The 19,213-nt window shown below is 47.2% G+C and carries 20 protein-coding genes; 12 read left to right on the top strand and 8 right to left on the bottom strand.

The genetic code is table 11. The annotated features are described in order from the left end of the window. Positions 1 to 31 precede the first annotated feature (31 nt). The 3 genes from M3212_RS08505 (at position 32) to M3212_RS08515 (ending at position 2,822) form a co-directional block, all read left to right on the top strand. On the top strand, positions 32 to 727 hold the full coding sequence (locus M3212_RS08505; protein ID WP_251193537.1) for an AIM24 family protein: 696 nt from the start codon (positions 32 to 34) through the stop codon (positions 725 to 727). A gap of 83 nt (positions 728 to 810) precedes the next feature. Further along, positions 811 to 1,719 carry a copper amine oxidase N-terminal domain-containing protein gene (locus M3212_RS08510; protein WP_251193538.1) on the top strand — a complete coding sequence of 303 codons (909 nt, stop codon included), beginning with the start codon at positions 811 to 813 and terminating at the stop codon, positions 1,717 to 1,719. A 533-nt stretch (positions 1,720 to 2,252) separates the two neighbouring features. Beyond that, positions 2,253 to 2,822 (top strand): GNAT family N-acetyltransferase, encoded by a 570-nt coding sequence (locus tag M3212_RS08515; protein WP_251193539.1) that lies wholly within the window; start codon positions 2,253 to 2,255, stop codon positions 2,820 to 2,822. Positions 2,823 to 2,882: 60 nt separating this feature from the next. On the opposite strand, the gene M3212_RS08520 is transcribed toward M3212_RS08515, so the two are convergent. Next, entirely contained in the window at positions 2,883 to 3,707 is an 825-nt protein-coding gene (locus M3212_RS08520) for a uroporphyrinogen-III synthase (protein ID WP_251193540.1), read from the bottom strand. A gap of 339 nt (positions 3,708 to 4,046) precedes the next feature. On the opposite strand from M3212_RS08520, the gene M3212_RS08525 reads away from it, so the two are divergent. Next, the gene (locus M3212_RS08525; protein WP_251193541.1) at positions 4,047 to 4,922 is read left to right on the top strand and encodes a DMT family transporter; all 876 of its coding nucleotides are present in this window, start codon (positions 4,047 to 4,049) and stop codon (positions 4,920 to 4,922) included. 102 nt (positions 4,923 to 5,024) lie between these two features. Here the strand turns inward: M3212_RS08525 and M3212_RS08530 are convergent, their stop codons facing one another. Beyond that, on the bottom strand, positions 5,025 to 5,501 hold the full coding sequence (locus M3212_RS08530; protein WP_251193542.1) for a TraR/DksA C4-type zinc finger protein: 477 nt from the start codon (positions 5,499 to 5,501) through the stop codon (positions 5,025 to 5,027). A 57-nt stretch (positions 5,502 to 5,558) separates the two neighbouring features. Further along, positions 5,559 to 6,755, bottom strand: coding sequence for a cation:proton antiporter (locus M3212_RS08535; RefSeq protein ID WP_251193543.1), 1,197 nt, complete (start codon positions 6,753 to 6,755; stop codon positions 5,559 to 5,561). Positions 6,756 to 6,951: 196 nt separating this feature from the next. Between M3212_RS08535 and nikR the strand changes: the two genes are divergently transcribed. Continuing rightward, complete coding sequence (nikR, locus tag M3212_RS08540) at positions 6,952 to 7,374, top strand: nickel-responsive transcriptional regulator NikR (RefSeq protein ID WP_251193544.1); 423 nt, start codon at positions 6,952 to 6,954, stop codon at positions 7,372 to 7,374. An 82-nt stretch (positions 7,375 to 7,456) separates the two neighbouring features. Here nikR and safA read toward each other — a convergent pair whose 3' ends face one another. Further along, on the bottom strand, positions 7,457 to 8,080 hold the full coding sequence (gene safA, locus M3212_RS08545; protein ID WP_251193604.1) for a SafA/ExsA family spore coat assembly protein: 624 nt from the start codon (positions 8,078 to 8,080) through the stop codon (positions 7,457 to 7,459). Between the two features lie 209 nt (positions 8,081 to 8,289). Between safA and M3212_RS08550 the strand changes: the two genes are divergently transcribed. The 3 genes from M3212_RS08550 (at position 8,290) to M3212_RS08560 (ending at position 11,738) form a co-directional block, all read left to right on the top strand. Continuing rightward, a complete protein-coding gene (locus tag M3212_RS08550; RefSeq protein ID WP_251193545.1) occupies positions 8,290 to 9,660 on the top strand; it encodes a hypothetical protein in 1,371 nt (456 codons plus the stop codon). Positions 9,661 to 9,912: 252 nt separating this feature from the next. Beyond that, positions 9,913 to 11,322, top strand: coding sequence for a hypothetical protein (locus tag M3212_RS08555; RefSeq protein ID WP_251193546.1), 1,410 nt, complete (start codon positions 9,913 to 9,915; stop codon positions 11,320 to 11,322). A 29-nt stretch (positions 11,323 to 11,351) separates the two neighbouring features. Continuing rightward, positions 11,352 to 11,738, top strand: a complete 387-nt coding sequence (locus tag M3212_RS08560; RefSeq protein WP_251193547.1) for a VOC family protein — start codon at positions 11,352 to 11,354, stop codon at positions 11,736 to 11,738. Positions 11,739 to 11,886: 148 nt separating this feature from the next. On the opposite strand, the gene M3212_RS08565 is transcribed toward M3212_RS08560, so the two are convergent. The 3 genes from M3212_RS08565 to M3212_RS08575 all read right to left on the bottom strand — a co-directional run bounded on the left by M3212_RS08565 (position 11,887) and on the right by M3212_RS08575 (position 15,412). Beyond that, entirely contained in the window at positions 11,887 to 12,063 is a 177-nt protein-coding gene (locus tag M3212_RS08565; protein ID WP_251193548.1) for a hypothetical protein, read from the bottom strand. A gap of 115 nt (positions 12,064 to 12,178) precedes the next feature. Then, complete coding sequence (locus M3212_RS08570; RefSeq protein WP_251193549.1) at positions 12,179 to 13,243, bottom strand: AbrB family transcriptional regulator; 1,065 nt, start codon at positions 13,241 to 13,243, stop codon at positions 12,179 to 12,181. 189 nt (positions 13,244 to 13,432) lie between these two features. Then, on the bottom strand, positions 13,433 to 15,412 hold the full coding sequence (locus tag M3212_RS08575; RefSeq protein WP_251193550.1) for a YjhG/YagF family D-xylonate dehydratase: 1,980 nt from the start codon (positions 15,410 to 15,412) through the stop codon (positions 13,433 to 13,435). Positions 15,413 to 15,679: 267 nt separating this feature from the next. On the opposite strand from M3212_RS08575, the gene M3212_RS08580 reads away from it, so the two are divergent. Genes M3212_RS08580 through M3212_RS08590 form a run of 3 tightly spaced genes read left to right on the top strand, consistent with a single transcriptional unit; the run spans position 15,680 to position 17,709 of the window. Beyond that, positions 15,680 to 16,867 (top strand): LL-diaminopimelate aminotransferase, encoded by a 1,188-nt coding sequence (locus M3212_RS08580; RefSeq protein ID WP_349774180.1) that lies wholly within the window; start codon positions 15,680 to 15,682, stop codon positions 16,865 to 16,867. Further along, on the top strand, positions 16,864 to 17,109 hold the full coding sequence (locus M3212_RS08585; RefSeq protein ID WP_251193551.1) for a glutaredoxin family protein: 246 nt from the start codon (positions 16,864 to 16,866) through the stop codon (positions 17,107 to 17,109). The genes M3212_RS08580 and M3212_RS08585 overlap by 4 nt, the downstream gene beginning before the upstream one ends. An 18-nt stretch (positions 17,110 to 17,127) precedes the next feature. Beyond that, on the top strand, positions 17,128 to 17,709 hold the full coding sequence (locus tag M3212_RS08590; protein ID WP_251193606.1) for a TIGR00730 family Rossman fold protein: 582 nt from the start codon (positions 17,128 to 17,130) through the stop codon (positions 17,707 to 17,709). A 198-nt stretch (positions 17,710 to 17,907) separates the two neighbouring features. On the opposite strand, the gene M3212_RS08595 is transcribed toward M3212_RS08590, so the two are convergent. After that, positions 17,908 to 18,627 (bottom strand): class I SAM-dependent methyltransferase, encoded by a 720-nt coding sequence (locus M3212_RS08595; RefSeq protein ID WP_251193552.1) that lies wholly within the window; start codon positions 18,625 to 18,627, stop codon positions 17,908 to 17,910. A gap of 176 nt (positions 18,628 to 18,803) precedes the next feature. Between M3212_RS08595 and M3212_RS08600 the strand changes: the two genes are divergently transcribed. After that, positions 18,804 to 19,088 carry a DUF2642 domain-containing protein gene (locus M3212_RS08600; RefSeq protein ID WP_251193553.1) on the top strand — a complete coding sequence of 95 codons (285 nt, stop codon included), beginning with the start codon at positions 18,804 to 18,806 and terminating at the stop codon, positions 19,086 to 19,088. Positions 19,089 to 19,213: the final 125 nt, after the last annotated feature.

The raw sequence follows: 19,213 nt of genomic DNA on the forward strand, positions 1-19,213 counted from the left end.
CTTTTTAGCAACCGAGCAGGGAGTGACAGGGATGAGAGATTACTCAATCAGAGAGTTTATCGAAAAGACAAAGCAAAATGATGAGGCCCGAGATTATTTTGAGCTTGAAACAGAACGGATTCTTGAAGTCAATCTTGCCGGAGACGTATGGGCGAAAGCGGGCTCGATGATTTCGTACAATGGAAAGATTAAATTTGAGCGGGAAGGAATACTGGAGCACGGAGTCGGAAAAATGTTTAAAAAAGCTTTTTCCGGTGAGGGTACAGCATTGATGAAGGCATCCGGACGCGGCGTGCTTTATTTGGCGGATCAGGGAAAAAAGGTGACCGTGCTTGATTTGAACGGGGAGTCGATTACGGTCAATGGCAATGATTTATTGGCCTTTGAGCCATCGGTAAGATGGGATATTCATCTGATGCGGAAAATGGCTGGCGTCGTCTCGGGCGGATTATTTAACGTCACGCTTGAAGGTCAGGGAAAAGTGGCGATCACCTCCCATTATGAGCCGCTCACGTTGCTCGTCGAGCCAGGAAAGCCGGTGATGACCGACCCGAATGCGACCGTTGCTTGGTCGGGTCATTTAAAGCCGGAGTTTCGCACCGATATCAGCTACCGCACTTTTCTTGGTCGGGGAAGCGGAGAATCGATTCAAATGGAGTTTTCCGGCGATGGATTTGTCATTGTTCAGCCTTATGAGGAAAAGAGCGGCTCAGATCGGTCCGGTTAAAGAAAATTTTTCTGGAAGTTTGTCACCTTTCCGAGCGTGCTGTCGTTACACAGATAAATGCTTTAAAGAGGGAGAGATGAATGATGAAAAAAATGATCAAAGTAATCGCCGCATCTGCGCTCATTAGCGGTGCGGCGGTGGTAAGTCTATCGACTGTCGCCGCTGAGGAGACTCCAGAGGTTATTGAAGGTGAGGAAGTCACCCAGGTAGAGCGCTATCAGCCGGTGATCGGCAAGGTTGTAGAGACGGAAACGACTGAAGAAGGCCTTACGATCACGGTGGAAAATGAGGAAAATTCGCTAATTACGATTTTTCCATTAACGGATGATGTAGTGATCGGCAGCAACACGGGCGAGCGTCTTGATACTGATAGCATCGAAGAAGGGACAGAGCTCTATGTCTTTTACGACCGGACGAAACCGATGCTGATGATTTATCCGGCTGTCATTTATCCTGAGGTCGTTATCATTCCTGATGAAGAGTCAGCCACTCAAGTGAAGGTTGGCCGCTTTGATGAGAATTACTTAAGCGAGGATAAGAAGCTGCAAGTCTTTATTAATGAAGAAACCGTGTTGGAAAACAAAGCCGGTGAAGCGATTGAAGAAGCAGATTTAGCTGACCACGAATGGGCGGTTTTCTATGATATCGAGACAAAGAGTCTGCCTGCGCAAACGACCGCTACGAAAATCATCGCTTTAGATCCGATTGAAGAGGATGAAGAATACGTTCTCTATCCAATCGATGAGGACAGCTATGTTGAAAACGGAACAACAATGATCGCTTTACGGGCCGCCGTTGAAAGCTTCGGCTATGAAGTGAAATGGGAGCGGGGCACCGTAAAAATCAGCGGCGCGGACAAGAACGCAGCACTGACGATCGGTCAAACCGCATACGAACTTAATGGGGACACGGTAGAGCTTGCCCAGGCACCGGTTTTAAAAGAAGGAAAAACATACGTGCCGCAAGCTTTACTGGATGAGTTAGTGAAGTAAACGGAAATCGCTTTGATAGAGGAGGCTGGGATAAAAGGTTGTTTTTTACTTTTTTCCCCAGCCTCTAAGCAATGAGCGGAACCGCCACGATCTTTTAAAGCCCGTTGTGAGTAGGTTTCTCACAACGGGCTGGTGGCGTGTGAAGCCATTGCCAGTAGGTCCAAAGTTAGTTTTGTCTCAAGCTCTTATGTTGTTAGGTGGTAGCGAAGAGAAAGAAACTATCACTTCATCGTAAAATATGGCGTGTGTCAGCAACTGAAACGAAACGGATCAATACACGCCATAAACGCGACCTAATGAGGATTTCTCTAAGGTCGCGTTTTTTGATTTTACAGTTCAAATACGATTTCAGCGATTTTTTCATCACACGCTGCTCTTTCCTTTTCAAATAACGGAGTGAATTTGATAAGGATCTCCATCATTCCAGAGGCTGATCATCCTAATCGTATGTTTATGCTCTTTGCATTTCAGCGGTCTAAAGTGAACATCGGGTAATACAATCAAATATAGAGGAAAGAAGAGAGGGGATTGTATTGAACCGCCTTCGCTTGGCAGCTGAATCGGATCAGGTTATGATCCGGCTCCATGAAGACAACGATTATGAAAACTGGTATTATCATTATCAAATGAGACATCCGTCCAAGCATAAGTTTGATGAAGGGCCGCTTGATCTGTCACGCTGCACGAGGGAGTGGTTTCAAGCGATCATCCACCAGCAGCAGCAGCTTGCTTTTCAGGATATTTCCTATGTGTTCGGCGTTTTTCGCCGGAGTGACGGGGCCCATCTTGGTGTCGTCGATCTTTCGACGCTAATGCGGGATCATTTTCAATGGGGAAGACTCGGCTATACGATTCATAATCAATTTTGGCGGCGCGGGTATGCGAAGGAAAGTGTGCGGCTGCTGCTAAAGCTTGCTTTTCATCAATTGTATTTTCATCGGATCGAAGCCCATATCGATACGGAGAATCTGCCATCCGTCAAAGTTGCCCAAAGCGTCGGGATGACGCTTGAATGTGTGCGCGAAGCGTTTTTGTATGATTTTAATGAATGGCGGAACTGTTATATTTATTATCAAAATCAGGAAAGCTGCGATGAAAAGTAGGGCAGTGGAAAGCCGATACCGAAGCGCCACTCTTCGATATCGGCTTTTACACGTCTGACACTATGATAAAGCGGGATCTTTGTAATATTTCGCCAATTCGATAATCATCGCGCCCATCCGCTCCTTTTCCGGGACGACCAGCCGTTTGACACCTTCCTCTTTTAACGCTTCGGCTGTTACTTTTCCAACGGCTACCGCGACCACCCGGTTTTCGAGCAGCGCCAATGTCCGGGAATCGTCGCCTGTCTGCTTGACATAATCAAACAAAGCGCGGACCTGGATCGCAGTTGTAAAGCAGACCGCATCAAGCTCGTCACTGTGAAGCGCCTGATAAAGCTGCTCAACGACCTTTGCTTCAGGGGCAATATGCTGATAAGGGAGAATGGACGTCACCTTCGCACCCTGCTGTTCAAGATAAGCGGTAAGACGGGGCAACGTAATGCCATGCAGTTGGACAACGATATGCTTTCCGTTGAAGTCAATCTCCTTTTTCTTAAGCGCAGCGATTAGTCCGGCAGTTGTTCCGTCTTCATCGACGACTTCCGGCGTGATGCCGTACTTCTTTAACACAGCGAGCGTTTTGTAGCCGCGTAAAGCGATGGGGGTGCGCTGCAACAGTCCAAGTAATTCATCTTTCAAGCCAATTTCGCCGGAAGCCTCGATCAGAGCGTCCGTTCCAATTCCGGTCGTGAACATAAACCAGTCCGGAGTACCGTTAATAATCGACCGCCATTCAGGGGCAATATCCTCCGCCGCGAGGAAGACCGTGCCTTGTAACGGGTAAGAGCGGCACACGCCGCCTTGCTTTTCAATTAACGTCCGCATGTCGGCAACCTTTCGCGACGCGGCAAGTGCGATTGTTTTCCCTGCTAATCCTTTTCCCATCCGTTTTCCATCCTCTCCAGTAGCTGTCTAATCTCCGTTCATTATAACATGAGCGGCGAGAGAATTTCCTGCTTGGAGAGCTTTAAAAAGAACCAGTGTAATCTATTGATCCGAAAATTATTTCTTAACTTTTTTTCATAAATCCTATATACTCGTAAAATCAAAAAACAAAAATATTGGAGGCCAGTTTTATGCCATTATCATATTCAAATATTTATCCAAGTGTTCGATTAGCTACTTCACCGCCACCACCATTTCTACTCATAAACACGCTTATATTAAAAACAGATTAAGAATCTGCGAAATATAAGCTGTTTCGCAGATTCGAAGGAGTAGAAAATGAAATCTAGCATACAGTTTATATTGTCGATGATTATTTTTGGAACAATTGGTTTAGTTGTTCGATACATTCATTTAACGTCGAGTGAAACTGCATTATTAAGTAGTGCCATCGGTTGTCTTTTTTTAGCTGTTGTCTATAAGCGGCAAAGAAAAAAATTCTCTTGGCAGAAGATTAAGCAATACGCCTTAATTCTTTTTGTATCGGGAATTGCATTAGGGGGTAATTGGATTTTCCTATATGCTTCTTATGACTATACAACACTGACAAATGCTACTTTGGGTTACTATGCTGCGCCGGTTTTTGTGATGTTACTTTCGCCGGTTGTATTAAAAGAGAAACTTAGTCTGAAAAAAGTTTTATGTATTTCCGTTGCAGTCGTAGGGATGATTCTAATAGTTGGTAATGGCTTAACAACAACTGGAACTAGCGATATAGTAGGCATTTCCTTTGGGATTATTGCGGCTGCTTTTTATGCAGGATTAATGTTGTTAAATAAATTCATTAAGGAATTGAACCGTTTAGAAGTAACTGTTATTCAGTTAGGGATAACGGCTTTAATTCTTTTACCTTATGTTTTGATAACAGAAGGCTTAAATTTTATCAATGTTTCTTTTACATCAATACCTTTTATTTTGATACTAGGGATTATGAATACTGGTGTCGGGTTTTGGCTCTTCTTTTCTGGAATGGAACATTTAAAAGGTCAAAGTATAGCCATGTTGAGTTATGTAGATCCATTTGTAGCCATATTAATATCAGGGCTAATTTTACAAGAACAGTTTACCTCTTTACAAATTGTTGGTGGGCTGTTGCTTTTAGGGTCTACCTTTATAAGTGAAATAAGGGTTAGAAAAACTAATAGTGATTCGTAATTATTTTAAATTGGACAGTAGCACATCAACCAAAAAAGACGAATTCTAGTAAGCGAAGAATTCGTCTTTTTTTTGGTCGGGATTCTGGAATGGAGCTTCCAGCTAAAATGCATCATGCTCCTCGCGTACGCGCGCGGTCGTGTTGGAATTTCTTTGCGCGGCTGTTTCGGCGTCGGCGAGGGAGCGCATCGTTTCTTTATGGGCCTGTTCATTTGTCAGCGCTTGGGCGCGCTCGTCAAATTCGCGCTGGGCCTCAATCGTCCGTTTGGCGTATGGGGTCGCAGCCAAACGTTCAAAAGGAATCGGTTTTCCGGTATCGATGCAAATGCCATAGCTTCCATCCTCAATTTGCTTGAGCGAGGCTTGCACTTCCTCAAGACGCTGTTGATCGGCGAGCTGGAACGTTTGTTGCATGACCTCTTCTTCATAGTCGCTCGCACGGTCAGCAGGGTGATTGTCAATGCCGCTCGCCTGCTGATTGCCGGCGCGCCCATGCTGCTGTTGCTTTTTTTCTAAATCGGCTTTTATCTTGAGCAGTTCGCTTCGTAGTTGCTCAATTTGTTGTGTTGAGAGTTCCATTTGTACCACCTCCGTACAATGTTTCTTCCCCTCGCGCTCAACTTCTAAACGAAGCGGCTATCGTCCGCGTTTGCTGATGCTTTTCGTCAAGGGATAGATCAGAATACTTTGCAGGCAAAGTGAAACAAGGATCGTGCCGAACGTCAAAGAAATGACATCATGATGCTGTCCACCGAGATCGGCTTCGAGCGAGAGCAGGAGCGCGACAGACATCGCTCCTTTAATCCCGGCCATCGTCAGTATGACTTTCTTTTGACGGTTCATTTGATTGCGCCATGACCGTTTTATCAGAGACGTCCAGGCAACGACCAAATAGCGGATAAGCAAGGTGGCACCAAAGATCAGAACAATCAGTCCACCGTTCTGGAAGCTGAGGTACTTCGTCGCGACAATGCCGATGATGAGAAAAAGCAGCGCTAAAATACTCGGTTCAACCGCATCCCAAAAGCCGTCGAGACTTTGGCGGAAATGCTCCTCTTTCGCTGATTTTTCAAACGTTCTTGAAAGCATCAATCCGGCTGTGACGGAGGCAAGCACACCTGAAACACCGAGATGCTCCGCACAGTAAAAGCTGCCGTAAGCGAGGATAATGCTGAGCATAATCTGATATTGACGATGATGAGTCAGGTGAACGGCTTTTGTGACAATCCAGCCGAAGAGGACGCCGATAAGGATCCCGGCGATCGAGACGATAAAAAAATCAGAGAAAAAAGAAATGAGCCTGAAGCTTTCGCCGGTGGCCAGTACTCCTGCTACGACCGTAAACAAAACGATGCTTGTCCCGTCATTTACCATCGATTCTCCTTCGACGATATAGGCAAGATCGGCTTCCCCGCTTGCTTGTTTTAAAATGGAAATGACCGTAACCGGATCGGACGGTGTCAAAATACTGGCCATGACGAGCGCTTCAAGAAAGGACAGCGCGACAAACGGCTGAGCGATGACATAGATGGAAGCGGCAAGCAATAAGGCCATCACAAGCAGACCGACTGTGCTTAACGACAGGATCATCCCGATCCGCTTTTTAAATTGTGAAAAAGGAAAATGGTAAGCGGAGATAAATAATAACGCCGGCAAAAACCAGTCAAAGATCATATCCTTCGTTAATTCAATCGAATGAAAAAAAGGGATAAATGACAGGCAGACACCAAGCAGGACTAATACAACTGGAACAGGAAACGCTTCTTTCTTTTTATCAATCGTAAAGACAATATACCCGATAAAAAGCAGCAGGATGACGTGAAAGGACTCCACCGGCTTCACCTCTTTTCTTCACGTACGATTGCTTTTTATCTTCCCATCTTTGCCGTTCTTCAATCCTTTTTAGCAAGATCGTAATCGCGCTATGCTCGGCGCCCGCATTCTAGTATAATAAGACAGGAGTGAAAATAGGAAAAATAGTTTCGAACAATTGTGCAATACCGATTCATCGTGAGGAGTGACGATCGATTTGTCTAATAAACAGTTAAAACGCTTTGGGGTATCAATGGAGGAAGGACTGCTGCAGAAATTTGACCAGCTGATTAAAACAAAAGGATACGAAAACCGGTCAGAAGCCGTTCGTGATCTTGTCCGCGATGCCCTCGTCAAGCAGACATGGGAAGATGATGAGCAAATGGTTGCGGGAAGTGTATTGATTTTTTATGACCATCATCAGTCTGATTTATTGCAGGAGCTGACTGTTATCCAGCATGAAATGCACGATCAGGTGCTGGCGACGACTCATTTTCATATTGATCATAGCAACTGCCTGGAGATTATTGTCGTGAAAGGAAAGGCGAAGGACATTCGCAGCTTCAGTGATCAGCTTATTAGTTTAAAAGGGGTCAAATACGGGAAGTTCACCGTTTCCCCACTGGAGTCGATGGAGTAGTGGTCCGGCAAGTGTGGAAAATCGGTAAAGAGCTTGAGAATCAAGGGAAGCGATCCTTGCTCTCAAGCTCTTTGTCTGCTGATTAACGTCCGATGAACATTTGTGTCCAGTAATGGCCGTAGGAACCTCCTTTGGCGTAGCCGACGCCGATATGAGTATAGTTCGCGGATAAGATATTTTGCCGGTGACCGCTGCTGTTCATCCAGGCATTGAAGACAGCCTGGGCCGATGTCTGCCCGGCGGCGATGTTTTCAGCGGATGCCCGATAGCTGATCCCGAAGTTGCGGATCATCTCTTGCGGGCTGCCATATGTAGGGGACGTGTGACTGAAATAGCGACGGTCGCGCATGTCTTCCGACTTATAGCGGGCGACTCTCGCAAGCTCCCAATCTGATTGGAGCGCGGCAAGGCCATGCTTTGCCCGTTCCTGATTCACTAAACGGACGACCTCATCCTCGAAAGATAAAAAAGCGCTGACTTCAGGAATCCGAAGTGTTTGGCCGGGATAAATCAAATCGGGATTGGAAATGGATGGGTTGGCGCCAATAAGCTCGCTCACTCCAACCTGATAGCGGGCGGCAATTTTCCACATCGTGTCGCCAGAGGTTACGGTGTGAGTCGTCGCGGCCTCGGCTTCCTGATGGGTAACAATGACAAGGGTAACAGCCAATGAAAGTAATGTGGTTAATCGGATCATTTGTTTCATAAACAGAATTGTATGGCAAGGAGAAAATGAAGTATAGCTGTAAAACTTTCCTGATTTAGTAAACATTCGATTGCTTGTCCGTTATTTTCATCAACAGTAAATCCGTGTAATAAACAGTTGAAAGAGGGGGAAAAGAGGAGTAAAGTAAAAAATGATGATCCGTAGAGAGGCGAAATATTTCGCCGGTCACAAATGAAAAGGGGAAGACCATGTTTCCATTTCTATTCCGTCATTTGTACATTTTTTATTCTGCTATTCTCATTTTGTATGTGGGCAATACATTCTTAGCCAGCTCCCTAGTAGACTATGTTATCGGTGTGTTAGCGATCCCGATGCTGCTTTTATCCTTTAAGGGCGCAAGCAGGCTCTTTCGCACGCTCGGTTGTATTTTTTTAAGCATAGGCATGCTTTTTTATTTTTATTCAGGCCTGCCGATCCTTGATCTTCCACTCTATCTGACGTCGACGATGCAGCTGCTCGCTTTTTTAGCCGTATTGCCATGGATGAACAGCGTCGTTCACGCCGGACGCTTTGACCGCCGCATGAATGAAGTGATGAAAGCCAATGTCTCAAATCTCGGCAAACTATATGTCAGAAGCTCGTTCACTACGTATATGCTATGTACCTTTGTCAATTTATCCTCGATTCCTTTAACGCAGGAGGTGCTGCTTGAAAATCTCGCTAAGGCGAAGAAAAAGCTGCGCGACACGTTTATCAGTCGGACGACATTACGTGGCTTCTCTCTCGCATTGGCATGGAGTCCGATGGAGATCATCGTCGCGCTAACTGTCGATGCAACAGGGGTCAGCTATATGACGTACTTGCCGTGGCTGATCATTTGCTCGGTAACGGTGCTGCTTGCCGACTGGCTGTGGGGTCATAAAAAATATCAGTCAATCAGCTATGAGCCGGGCACGACAGGTACTGCCCGTTCTCTGCAACCGCGGCGGCTCGTTGGCCGGATTCTCACGTTATTTCTTGCGTTATCGGTTTTTTTAGTCGTTGTCGTGACGATCGGGAATGTGTTTGAGTTGAACTTTATCTTATCAGTTACGCTTGTCATCCTGCCCTTTTCCTTTATCTGGTCGATTCTGTTAAAAAGGTGGCACAGCTTTATTACGATTGGCTGGCATACATGGAAGGTGCGGACGAACAATATGCAAAATTTCGTTGTGCTTTTCTTGTCGCTGGCATTCTTTTCAAGCGCATTGAATGAGACACCTTTTTTACACTATATTCAGCAGCCGTTTTTTGCCGCTTCTGAATATCCGCTCTTAATCCTGATTTTGATTCAGCTTAGTTATTTGATGTTGAGCATGATCGGTGTCCATCCGATTGCGACAATCGGAATCCTTGTCGAAGTGCTGCAGCCGTTATATGACATTATGAATCCATTAAGCATCGGGATGGTATTGATCACAGGGGCATTGCCTACTGCCGCAGTCGGCGTGTACGGCGTTACGGTGACAATGACATCGATGACGACGAAGCAAAGCCCTTACCGCGTAACATGGGCCAATCTCCCTTTTGCCCTTGTGTATGGAGGAATGGGCGTCTTAATCGGTTATCTGCTTTTATAGGCAGCGAAGCTGAGGGGGCGGCACAGCTCCTTTTCAGCCGAATCGCCGAATGAAGGGAGATTGTATATTAAGAAGTGCTCATGTATGATAGAAACAGAGGTTGGTTATTCGCTGGAGAAAAGCGAGAGCGCTTACTTTTCAAAGCTTACCTGTTTCATGGAAAGGGGAAGGCTAGTGAAGGGGGGGCAACAAGCAGGCTGAAAAAGGGAGAGAGAAGTGCTAACTTTCTGACATTGTAAGGTGGCGATAGGTATGCAGGCTCAAGTGAAAGTCGATTCTCCGGCAACAGAAAAAGCATTGACGCTGAAGTCAGGGCTGATGCTGGGCATGTGCTTGTTTTACCTTGTCCATTTCTTTGTACCGATCCTGATTTTGCAGTATGGAATGACAGTGCTGACAATGGCCGCTTTCTTTCTTTGTCTGCCAAAAGCAAGCCCGTTTCCACGCTATTTTGCTTCGATGATGTTTGCTGTCGGTTTTATGCTTGCTTTTTTGCGAGGAGAGGATCTTCGCGCGATGTCTGATGGCGTGCTGATGAACTTGCCGCTGTTAACACTCGTGCTGCTCGTTCCATTGCTATCCATCCCGTTTAAGCTTGGAGGATACTTTGAGGCGATTCATTATTATTTGCAGAAGATGGTCGCAGATTCAAAGAAACTATTTGCCAGCATCTCGCTTTTTTTGTTTTGTTTTGGGCCGATTTTGAATCTCGGCTCGATTCGCGTTGTCCATGAGATGGTTAAGGATTTAAAATTACATCCCGTGCTACTCGGCAAAGCGTATTTAGTCGGGTTTTCCACCGTGATTCTCTGGTCTCCGTATTTTGCCTCAGTGGCGCTGGTGCTTTATTATTTGCAGCTGAATGTTACCGATTACATTTTACTTGGGATCAGCTTTGCACTCATCCAATTAGTCGTCGGTAATCTTCTGTTTGCCCTCTATTATAAAAAGTGGCAGCGATACAGAACAAAAGAGGAGAGCCACCCGGCGCAGGGGACCGTCCCAAATAGCAATTCGTCCGCCTGCTACCGTCGGAAAATGCTTCGTCTTGTTGGGTTGCTCGCTATGTTAATGACGGTTATTTTCCTGATGGAGTACCTTACGAGATGGCCGATGATGCTGCTCGTCAGTCTTGTGGCGATTTTATTTCCGGTCGTCTGGAGCAGTCTGAAGCGCAAGTGGAAGGCGCTGATTCAGCCGTTTGCCGAGTATCGCCACAATATGGAGCGCTCGATGAATAATGAAGTCGTGATGTTTATCAGTGCGGGTGTATTTGCAAAGGCCTTATCTGATACAGCCTTTGCCGCAGCCATTAATCAGTGGTTAAACCTGATCGCATCTGAATCCTTTCTGCTATTTTCGGTTACGGTTGTGCTGATGATTTTGTTGTTGACATTTATCGGCATTCATACGATTGTTGTCGTAACCGTCCTGATCATTCAGATGGACCCGGCTATTATCGGGACGTCACCGGCCGTTCTCGCACTACTTTTTATGATGAGCTGGTCGATGTCGGCGGCGCTCAGCCCCGTTAATCCTTTTAATTTGCTTGTCAGCAGCTCGGTAGGAAAACCGGGCGTGACCGTCGGGCTGCGCTGGAACGGAATCTATATCGTTTCCATGTTTGTTATCGGTATCTTATTTGTTTACGCGATTCATTAACATTATAAGAAAGAAAAGAGGAGAAGAACATGATTAAAAAGATTGAGCACACGGCAATTATCGTTAAAAATTTAGAGGAATCGATTCATTATTATTCGACGATTTTCGGGATGTCGCTGCGGACAAAGGGCGATAATAAGCAGCGTTCGATGGCATTTTTATATTTTGAAACAGACCCGGCTCATGAAATTGAGCTGATTCAGGATTTGCAGCCTGACGCGGAATATGCGGCCGCAGGAATCGTCAATCATTTAGCGTTTACGGTGGAAAACATGGAGGAAGCGGTTCGTTTTTATGAGGGGAAAGGAATCGAGTTTCATACGGACAAACCGAATGTCGCGATTGATGGGGCGAAAACAAGCTTCTTTACCGGACCGAACGGCGAATTGCTGCAGCTGGTGGAGCCGGTGCGCTAACAAGAAAAGCAGGGAAGCCGGGACTAAAAGGGCTAACAGAAGATAGCTGAACAAATGCAGCGGATAGGCGTACGCCACTTTTGAAGCATGTCCGTTACGTGCTGACTTAGAAACCCATTTTAGTTATGTCCCGGCCTCCTCAAGGCTGTTATTTGGCGGCTAATTTTTCAATTATTTCTTCATAAGTCTCTAAAGTTTTGTATTTGTAGATCGTAAAACCTAAGGTTGTTGTTATGCAATTCCCTCTTACATCTACGATTAGCATCGTGTTAATCAGTATTTTTTCATTTGACTTTTTATCCGTTACCTCAATAAATGAATTCATCTAAACCCTCCTCAAATAGCCATGCAGATAGTGGCGACTATCGTTGTTTTATCTCCTGTTTTGTATCGGAAAACCGTGAAGAAGTGGTAAGAAGGAGAGGCGTCACCACCCCTTCTTAGTTTGTCATTCGCTGTTCTGCTTCCTGCTTGGAGCTGAAGTACCACTTTAAAAAAGGTGGGACAAAGACGATAATCACGACAATGCGCGTCAGCTGAAAGGCACTGACGATCGCCGGGTCTCCACCGACGGCCGAAGCCGTCAAAGCCATTTCCACTAAACCGCCTGGGGCAATGCTCAGCAACGCGGTCGGCAGGGTCAGAGGGGTGAAATAGGCAAGAGTCGCGCCTAAGCCGAAGGAAATCAAAATCAGCAGGAGCGAGGTAATAAAATAAACGAAACAGTATTTTCCGCCGATTTTCAAATCAGCGAATGAAATCTTTATCCCGATTCCGATCCCGACTGCTAGCTGGGCGGCCATCAGCAGCTGCGGAGGCATTGCCGCTAATTCAACCGGACTGATATTCAGGCTGGCGGTGGCGACCAGGGCACCGATGACGATCCCGGCCGGAATTCTGTCGCGTAACCAAATTCCGGCGATAACCGGCAGCACAAACCATAAATACGTCCATCCTTCAAAACTGAACGTCTGAAACGGCGTCACCGTGTTGGCGGCACCCCGTTCGGTGAAATAAAACAAAATGGACGTCGGCACGACAAACAAAACGGTAACAAGACGTACCGTTTGAAAAATCGCTACGAGCGACGAGCGGGCATGGACAGCTTCGCTCGCGATGACCATTTCACTTAATCCTCCCGGTATGGAGCCGAATACGCTCGTCATTTTATCGACATCAATCCAATGGGTCACTAATGTACTGATGAATATACTGGCACTGATCAAAAGAATTGTAACGACTAAGTATGGTAGAAAATACGGGCCAACACTCAAAAAAGTTTCCGCAGTGAAGTAAAGCCCGAAATAAATACCGAGTATGACCAAACCGCTGTCACGGATGGGGGACGGCCAGTAAGCCTGACGCTTTGTAACCCCTTGCCAGACCATCACAAAAAAAAGTGCTCCCATCATCCACGGGAGAGGAAGGTGAAGCAATGAGAACACCAGCCCGCCTATAAAGCCAATAAGTAATGTTTCAATTAATCGTATTCCTGTCGCGTTCATGGGGAACTCCCTTATCTCTAGCAAATTTCTAATCTTCTCAATTGTATCACAATCCTTATCATTTCGCCTTGCGAAATAGTAAAATAAAATAATTTCACATACCGTAATTAATGATTAATTAAAAATTTAAACAGCAAAAAAGAGTTGACTTTATAAGCCTAAGCCTGCAAAGTCAACTCTTTTTCAACTCTATTTGCGGTTTTTTAACGCTTCTTTTCCAGCTTCAAGTGTTTCAATAATCCGGTCAACATCATAGACACTGCCTTTCCATGTTCCGCCGCTCGCAGCCTGAAGAGCAGCCCAGAGGCGGGTATCATCCGGAAGGTCAGCATCCGGCGCCAGGTCAGGGTGAGAGTCACGGGCCGCCAATACTTTTTCCGCTTCTTCATAAGAAAGAGGGGCGTCTGGATCTGCACCAATAAAGTTGAGGCTTCCGTTTAATTCATTGCGATCAACGATAATTTCGACAATATCACCGTCACGCAGCTTTCCGATCGGTCCATCAGCCAGTGCCTCCGGGCCGATATGTCCGATGCATGCCCCGGTTGAAACGCCGGAAAAACGCGCGTCGGTAATTAGCGATACATATTTCCCATAAGACAAATGCTTCAAAGCGGACGTAAGCTGATACGTTTCTTCCATTCCTGTTCCGGAAGGACCACGCCCGATGACAGCCATGATGTCGCCTTTTTCAATTCCACCTGTTTTAATTGCGTTAATCGCCGCTTTTTCCGTCGTAAACACTTTCACTTTTCCTGTATGGCGATATACACCATCTTCATCGACGACTGAAGGATCAATCGAAGTTGATTTAATGACTGAGCCTTCCGGGGCGAGGTTGCCGACAGGGAAGGTGAACGTAGATGTTAATCCGCGCGCCTTTGCCTGCTCGGGACTCATAATGACATCTTCCGGCTGAATACCGTCGGCATCAATCAGGCGCTGTTTAATCGCTTTCCGTCGTTCAGATGTTTCCCACCAATCGAGAACAGAGCCAAGTGTTTCCCCGGTCACCGTGAGTACATTCTCTTTAAGCAATCCGAGCTTTCGAAGGTGTAGCATCACTTCCGGCACACCACCAGCCAAGAAGGCACGCACGGTTGGATGATGCTCCGGGCCGTTTGGCAGCACGCTGACGATCCGCGGCACCTTGCGATTAATCTGATTCCAATCTTCAACTGTAGGAATGCGACATTTTGCCGCATGGGCGATAGCCGGGATATGCAGCAGCAAATTCGTCGAGCCGCCAAACGCCGCATGAACAACCATCGCATTATAGATCGAATCATCGGTGATAATATCCTTCGTTGTCAGCTTCAATTTTTCCATCGTAATCGCCGCTCTTGCTGATTGGCGCGCCATCTCTTCCCAGATTGGCTGGCCTGACGGAGCAAGCGCTGAATGAGGGAGAGACATGCCCAATGCTTCGGCGACAACCTGTGATGTCGCTGCTGTTCCGAGGAACTGACAGCCTCCGCCAGGAGTTGCGCAGGCACGACAGCCAAGATCTGCTGCTTCTTCAAGCGTTAGTTCATCATTGGCATAGCGGGCGCCGATCGTTTGCACTTTGCCCGCGTCCTCGCCGGAAGTCGGTGGCAGTGTCACGCCTCCAGGGACGATGATCGTCGGTAAATCATGCATCGCCGCCAAGGCAATCATCGTAGCCGGCAGGCCTTTGTCACAGGTTGCAATTCCGATCACCGCTTTTCTTGTCGGCAATGAACGGATCAGCCTGCGGTAGACGAGGGCTGCATCATTACGATAAGGGAAGGAATCAAACATTCCGGTCGTTCCTTGAGAACGGCCGTCACACGGGTCGCTGACATAGCCGGCAAACGGAACGCCACCCTTTGCTTTGATTTCTTCCGCGGCCGCTTTCATAAGCAGTCCGACTTCCCAATGTCCGGTATGATAGCCGAGGGCGATCGGTTTCCCGTCTTCACCGCGCATCCCGCCTTGTGTGCTTAACAGGAGAAATTGCTTGCCGTTTAATTCGCTCGGATTCCAGCCCATCCCGACATTTTGCGAGAGACCGAACAAATCCCCGCTCGGTGAATGCAAAAGCATCTCGGGAGTTAGGGGGAGAGAGCCTTCTGGCCCCGCAGCATTGGTCTGAACCTCATAAAGATCCTCATTTGAACCGATAATGTACTCTAAATGTTTGTTCATTGTGTTAAACCCCTTTTTGTTCGATAATATAAAACTAAGTTTTTAATAACAAGGTTGAAAGCGCTTTGAAATTACGAATCTAGTGTACCATAAAAATAGTTTTCATACACGCGATAACAAAGATTTTGCGATCGAGCCGTGCCCGTGAAAAGGATGATCGTCACGGTTCTTTTCATTTTGTTGGGATTTGCCGAAGCTTTCGGGGATGTTTCCCCTCTTTCATTCCTGTTATAATAAAATCATTACCGGATGAAAGGTTTGATCGATGTGAAGACCATTCAATTAGCTGAAAAAATGACTCATTTTCAAAAAAGCATCTTTACGGAATTAGCGGTCTACAAGCGGAAGAAAGTAGAAGAGGGTCAGCGGATGATCGACTTGAGTATTGGCAGTCCTGACCTCGCGCCGCCTGCTTATGTTGTGGAAGAACTGAGCCGCGCTGTCGAAGACCCTTCCTTATATCGCTATTCGTTAGAGGGGACACCCGAGCTGCTTCAGGCGATTGCCGCTTATTATGAACGGAGATATGACGTCGCGCTTTCCGCTGATAAGCAAGTGCTGATGACAATGGGCTCTCAGGATGGTCTTGTTCATTTACCGTTAGTGGTGACGAATCCCGGAGATGTGATTTTAGTTCCTGATCCAGGTTATACAGCGTATGCTTCAGGTATTTCTCTTGCCGAGGCGACGCCTTATTCTATGCCTTTGCAGGAAGAAAATCAGTTTCTCCCTAATCTTGAGCAAATTCCTGAAGAGATTTGCCAAAAAGCGAAGCTGATGATTCTTAATTTTCCTGGAAACCCTGTTCCTGCCCTTGCTACGCGCGAGTTTTTTGAACAGGTCGTCGCCTTTGCGCGGAAGCATCAGATTATCGTGTTGCATGATTTTGCCTATTCAGAACTATATTATGAACAGAAGCCGATTAGTTTTTTATCGGTGGAAGGGGCAAAGGAGGTAGGAATCGAATTTAATTCCTTATCAAAAAGCTTTAATCTGGCTGGGTGCCGGATTGGCTATGTCGTTGGTAATGAAACGGTCATTGAAGGGTTACAGCGCCTCAAGACAAATCTCGACTACGGGGTGTTTTTACCGATTCAGAAAGCGGCGATTCGCGCCCTGACGGAGACCTCCAGCTTTAGCGATGATTTGCGGGCGATCTATAAGGAGCGGCGGGACTGCTTAGTCCAGGGCTTTCGTTCAATTGGCTGGGATGTCAACGAGCCCGGTGCTTCGATGTTTTTATGGGCCCGGGTTCCCGAAGGCTTTCAGTCAACGGATTTCACCTACGCCCTGATGGACGAAGCCGGGATTGTCGTCACACCAGGTGTTGCCTTTGGTTCAGGCGGGGAGGGCTATGTCCGTATTTCACTCGCCCAGGAAAAGGCGCTTTTAGAAAAAGCGGTTCTTAACCTGAAAGAAAGCGGCTTGCTTGAAAGGGGGAAACGTTCTTCATGAGTGCAGCGGTACTCGTCTATACAACAAACGACTGTATAGAGTGCGAATATGTCAAACGTTTCCTCGAGTCGGAAGGCATTGACTTTATGACAAAAAATATAAAGGGTAATCCCGACTATGAGAAGGAGGTTCAAGCCTACGGTTATTTGGGGGTGCCGGTGACCGTATTCAAGGAGCATGCGATTAAAGGGTTGACCCCCGATTTGCAAAAATTAGTAGAAGCTGTACGGGAACAAGGCTGATCAGGAGGAGAGAAAGTGATGAACACATTAGCTGTTTTTTGTGGTTCGAGTAACGGGGCATCTGAGGTTTACCGTCAAGGAGCGATCGCCCTCGGAGAGGAGCTTGCCAAACGAAACATTACGCTCGTCTATGGTGGTGCGAGTGTCGGATTAATGGGAGCTGTCGCGGATGCGGTGCTGAAGGCCGGAGGGAAAGCGATCGGCGTGCTGCCTCGTTTTATGGAACCGCGTGAAGTCTCCCATCTAGGCTTAACAGAGCTTATTTATGTGGAATCGATGCATGAGCGAAAAGCAAAGATGGAGCAATTGGCCGAAGGCTTTATTGTCCTTCCCGGAGGCGCCGGGACGATGGAGGAGTTTTTTGAAATTTTCACTTGGGCCCAGCTTGGTCTGCACCAGAAGCCGTTTGGCCTGCTGAATATCGCCAACTACTATGACCCGCTTGTCGCGTTCTTTAATCATATGGCCGATCAGCAATTTCTACAGGAGAAATTCCGCTCGATGACGATGGTCGATACGACAGCGGCAGGGCTCATTGATCAGCTTCATACATATCAGCCTCCGTCAGTGAAAACATATCTGACCGAGCAGCAAACGTAGAACGGGGCTAGAAAGGTTGTTGCCTAGTCCCTAAGTAATGAGCGGAACCGCGATGATTTTTTAACCCTGGTGGATGTGGCTTCTCACCACGGGGGTGCGGCGAAGGCAGCCATTGCCCAATATTCGATCCTTTGTGGTCGGGACCGAAGTCAAGCTGAAGGCAACAGGGAAAAGCTCCCCTGTTGTCTTCAGCTTTTATCATTTTTGCGCGCGAAAAACACCGTAACCGAGATTGTCGAGATGAGTTAGGGTGAGCTGAAGGTGCGTTTCCATAATCGCTGCCATTTCCGAAGATGCTGAAAAATCGTCCGGGGAAGTGACCATCTGCTCATCGGCGGCCTGCTGTAAATAATCAGCAATCGAGAGGGAGAGAAGCGTTTTTGCTTCGCAAAAGCCGCTCTGCCGAAAAGCGGACAGCCATTGCGTTTCGGTTAAAAGCTGTTTGATGCTGTAAAAGCCGGTCAGCTCTTCAAGCTCTACTGGTGAGAGAGGCTGGATTTGCAGCATATCAATGGTCAGCACGATCCCGCCCGGCCTGAGCACCCTTTTATATTCTGACAAAGCTGCTTCATGATCGGCGAACGCGGTCACCGATTCGGCGATGATAAAATCAAATGTGTTCTCCGGGAAGGGCAGCGCTTCGACCGAGGCATGACAGAGGCTGACATTGGCGCCTGCTTGCCGGCACGCTTTGTCGGCCAGCCGCAGCATTTCACGGCTAAGGTCAACGGCGGTCACCCTGGCTCCGTAAGTGCTTGCCAGGTAGATCGACGTCGCTCCCAGTCCGCACCCGGCATCGAGAATTCGCATGTCCGCCGAAATCGTCTCCTCGTCAAGCAGCCGCTTCGTTAAGGTCATCCCACCGGGGTGAGCCGCGGGAATGCGGTAAAAAGCCAGCGCATCATGGTAGGTTGGCATGGGTCCTTCTCTCCTTTCAGCCAATTTATACGATATCCTATGCCCCGCCAAAGAAAAGGTCCGCTCCTTTCTTTCACATTTCCACATCTGCCTTGTGCTCTTGTCCATTCAAAAAGAAAATCATTACATATGCTGAAATTGAGTTACACTCTTATTTCATGATTGGAGAGGATTGCATGAGTTCAGCAGATTATTATCACATGTGCCAACAGGGGATCGGCAGAGCTGTACACATTCAAACAAAGGACGGACGAGTGCATCGCGGGATTATTGAACGGGTCAGCCGCGACCATGTTTATCTTCGCCCATTAGGGGGAGGAAATCGCTTTGGCGGCTATAGCTACGGTTATTACGGCGGTTATGGCTGGGGCTGGGGCGGCGGCTATGGTTGGGGCGGATTTGCGACCGGACTCGCCCTTGGCGCGATCGCTTCCTTGTTTTTTATTCCATTTTTCTGGTAAGCGTCATTATATTTTTCTCGAAGAAACACCGCTTAGGCAAAAAGTGGGCAGCGGGTTCTTTCCTGCCCGCTTTTATTTGATTCAAGGACAAATGCCGAAAAAGCCGATGACCACCCGGTCGAAAC

It is taken from the genome of Halalkalibacter oceani, assembly GCF_023715705.1.
Taxonomy (GTDB): domain Bacteria; phylum Bacillota; class Bacilli; order Bacillales; family Bacillaceae_D; genus Halalkalibacter; species Halalkalibacter oceani_A.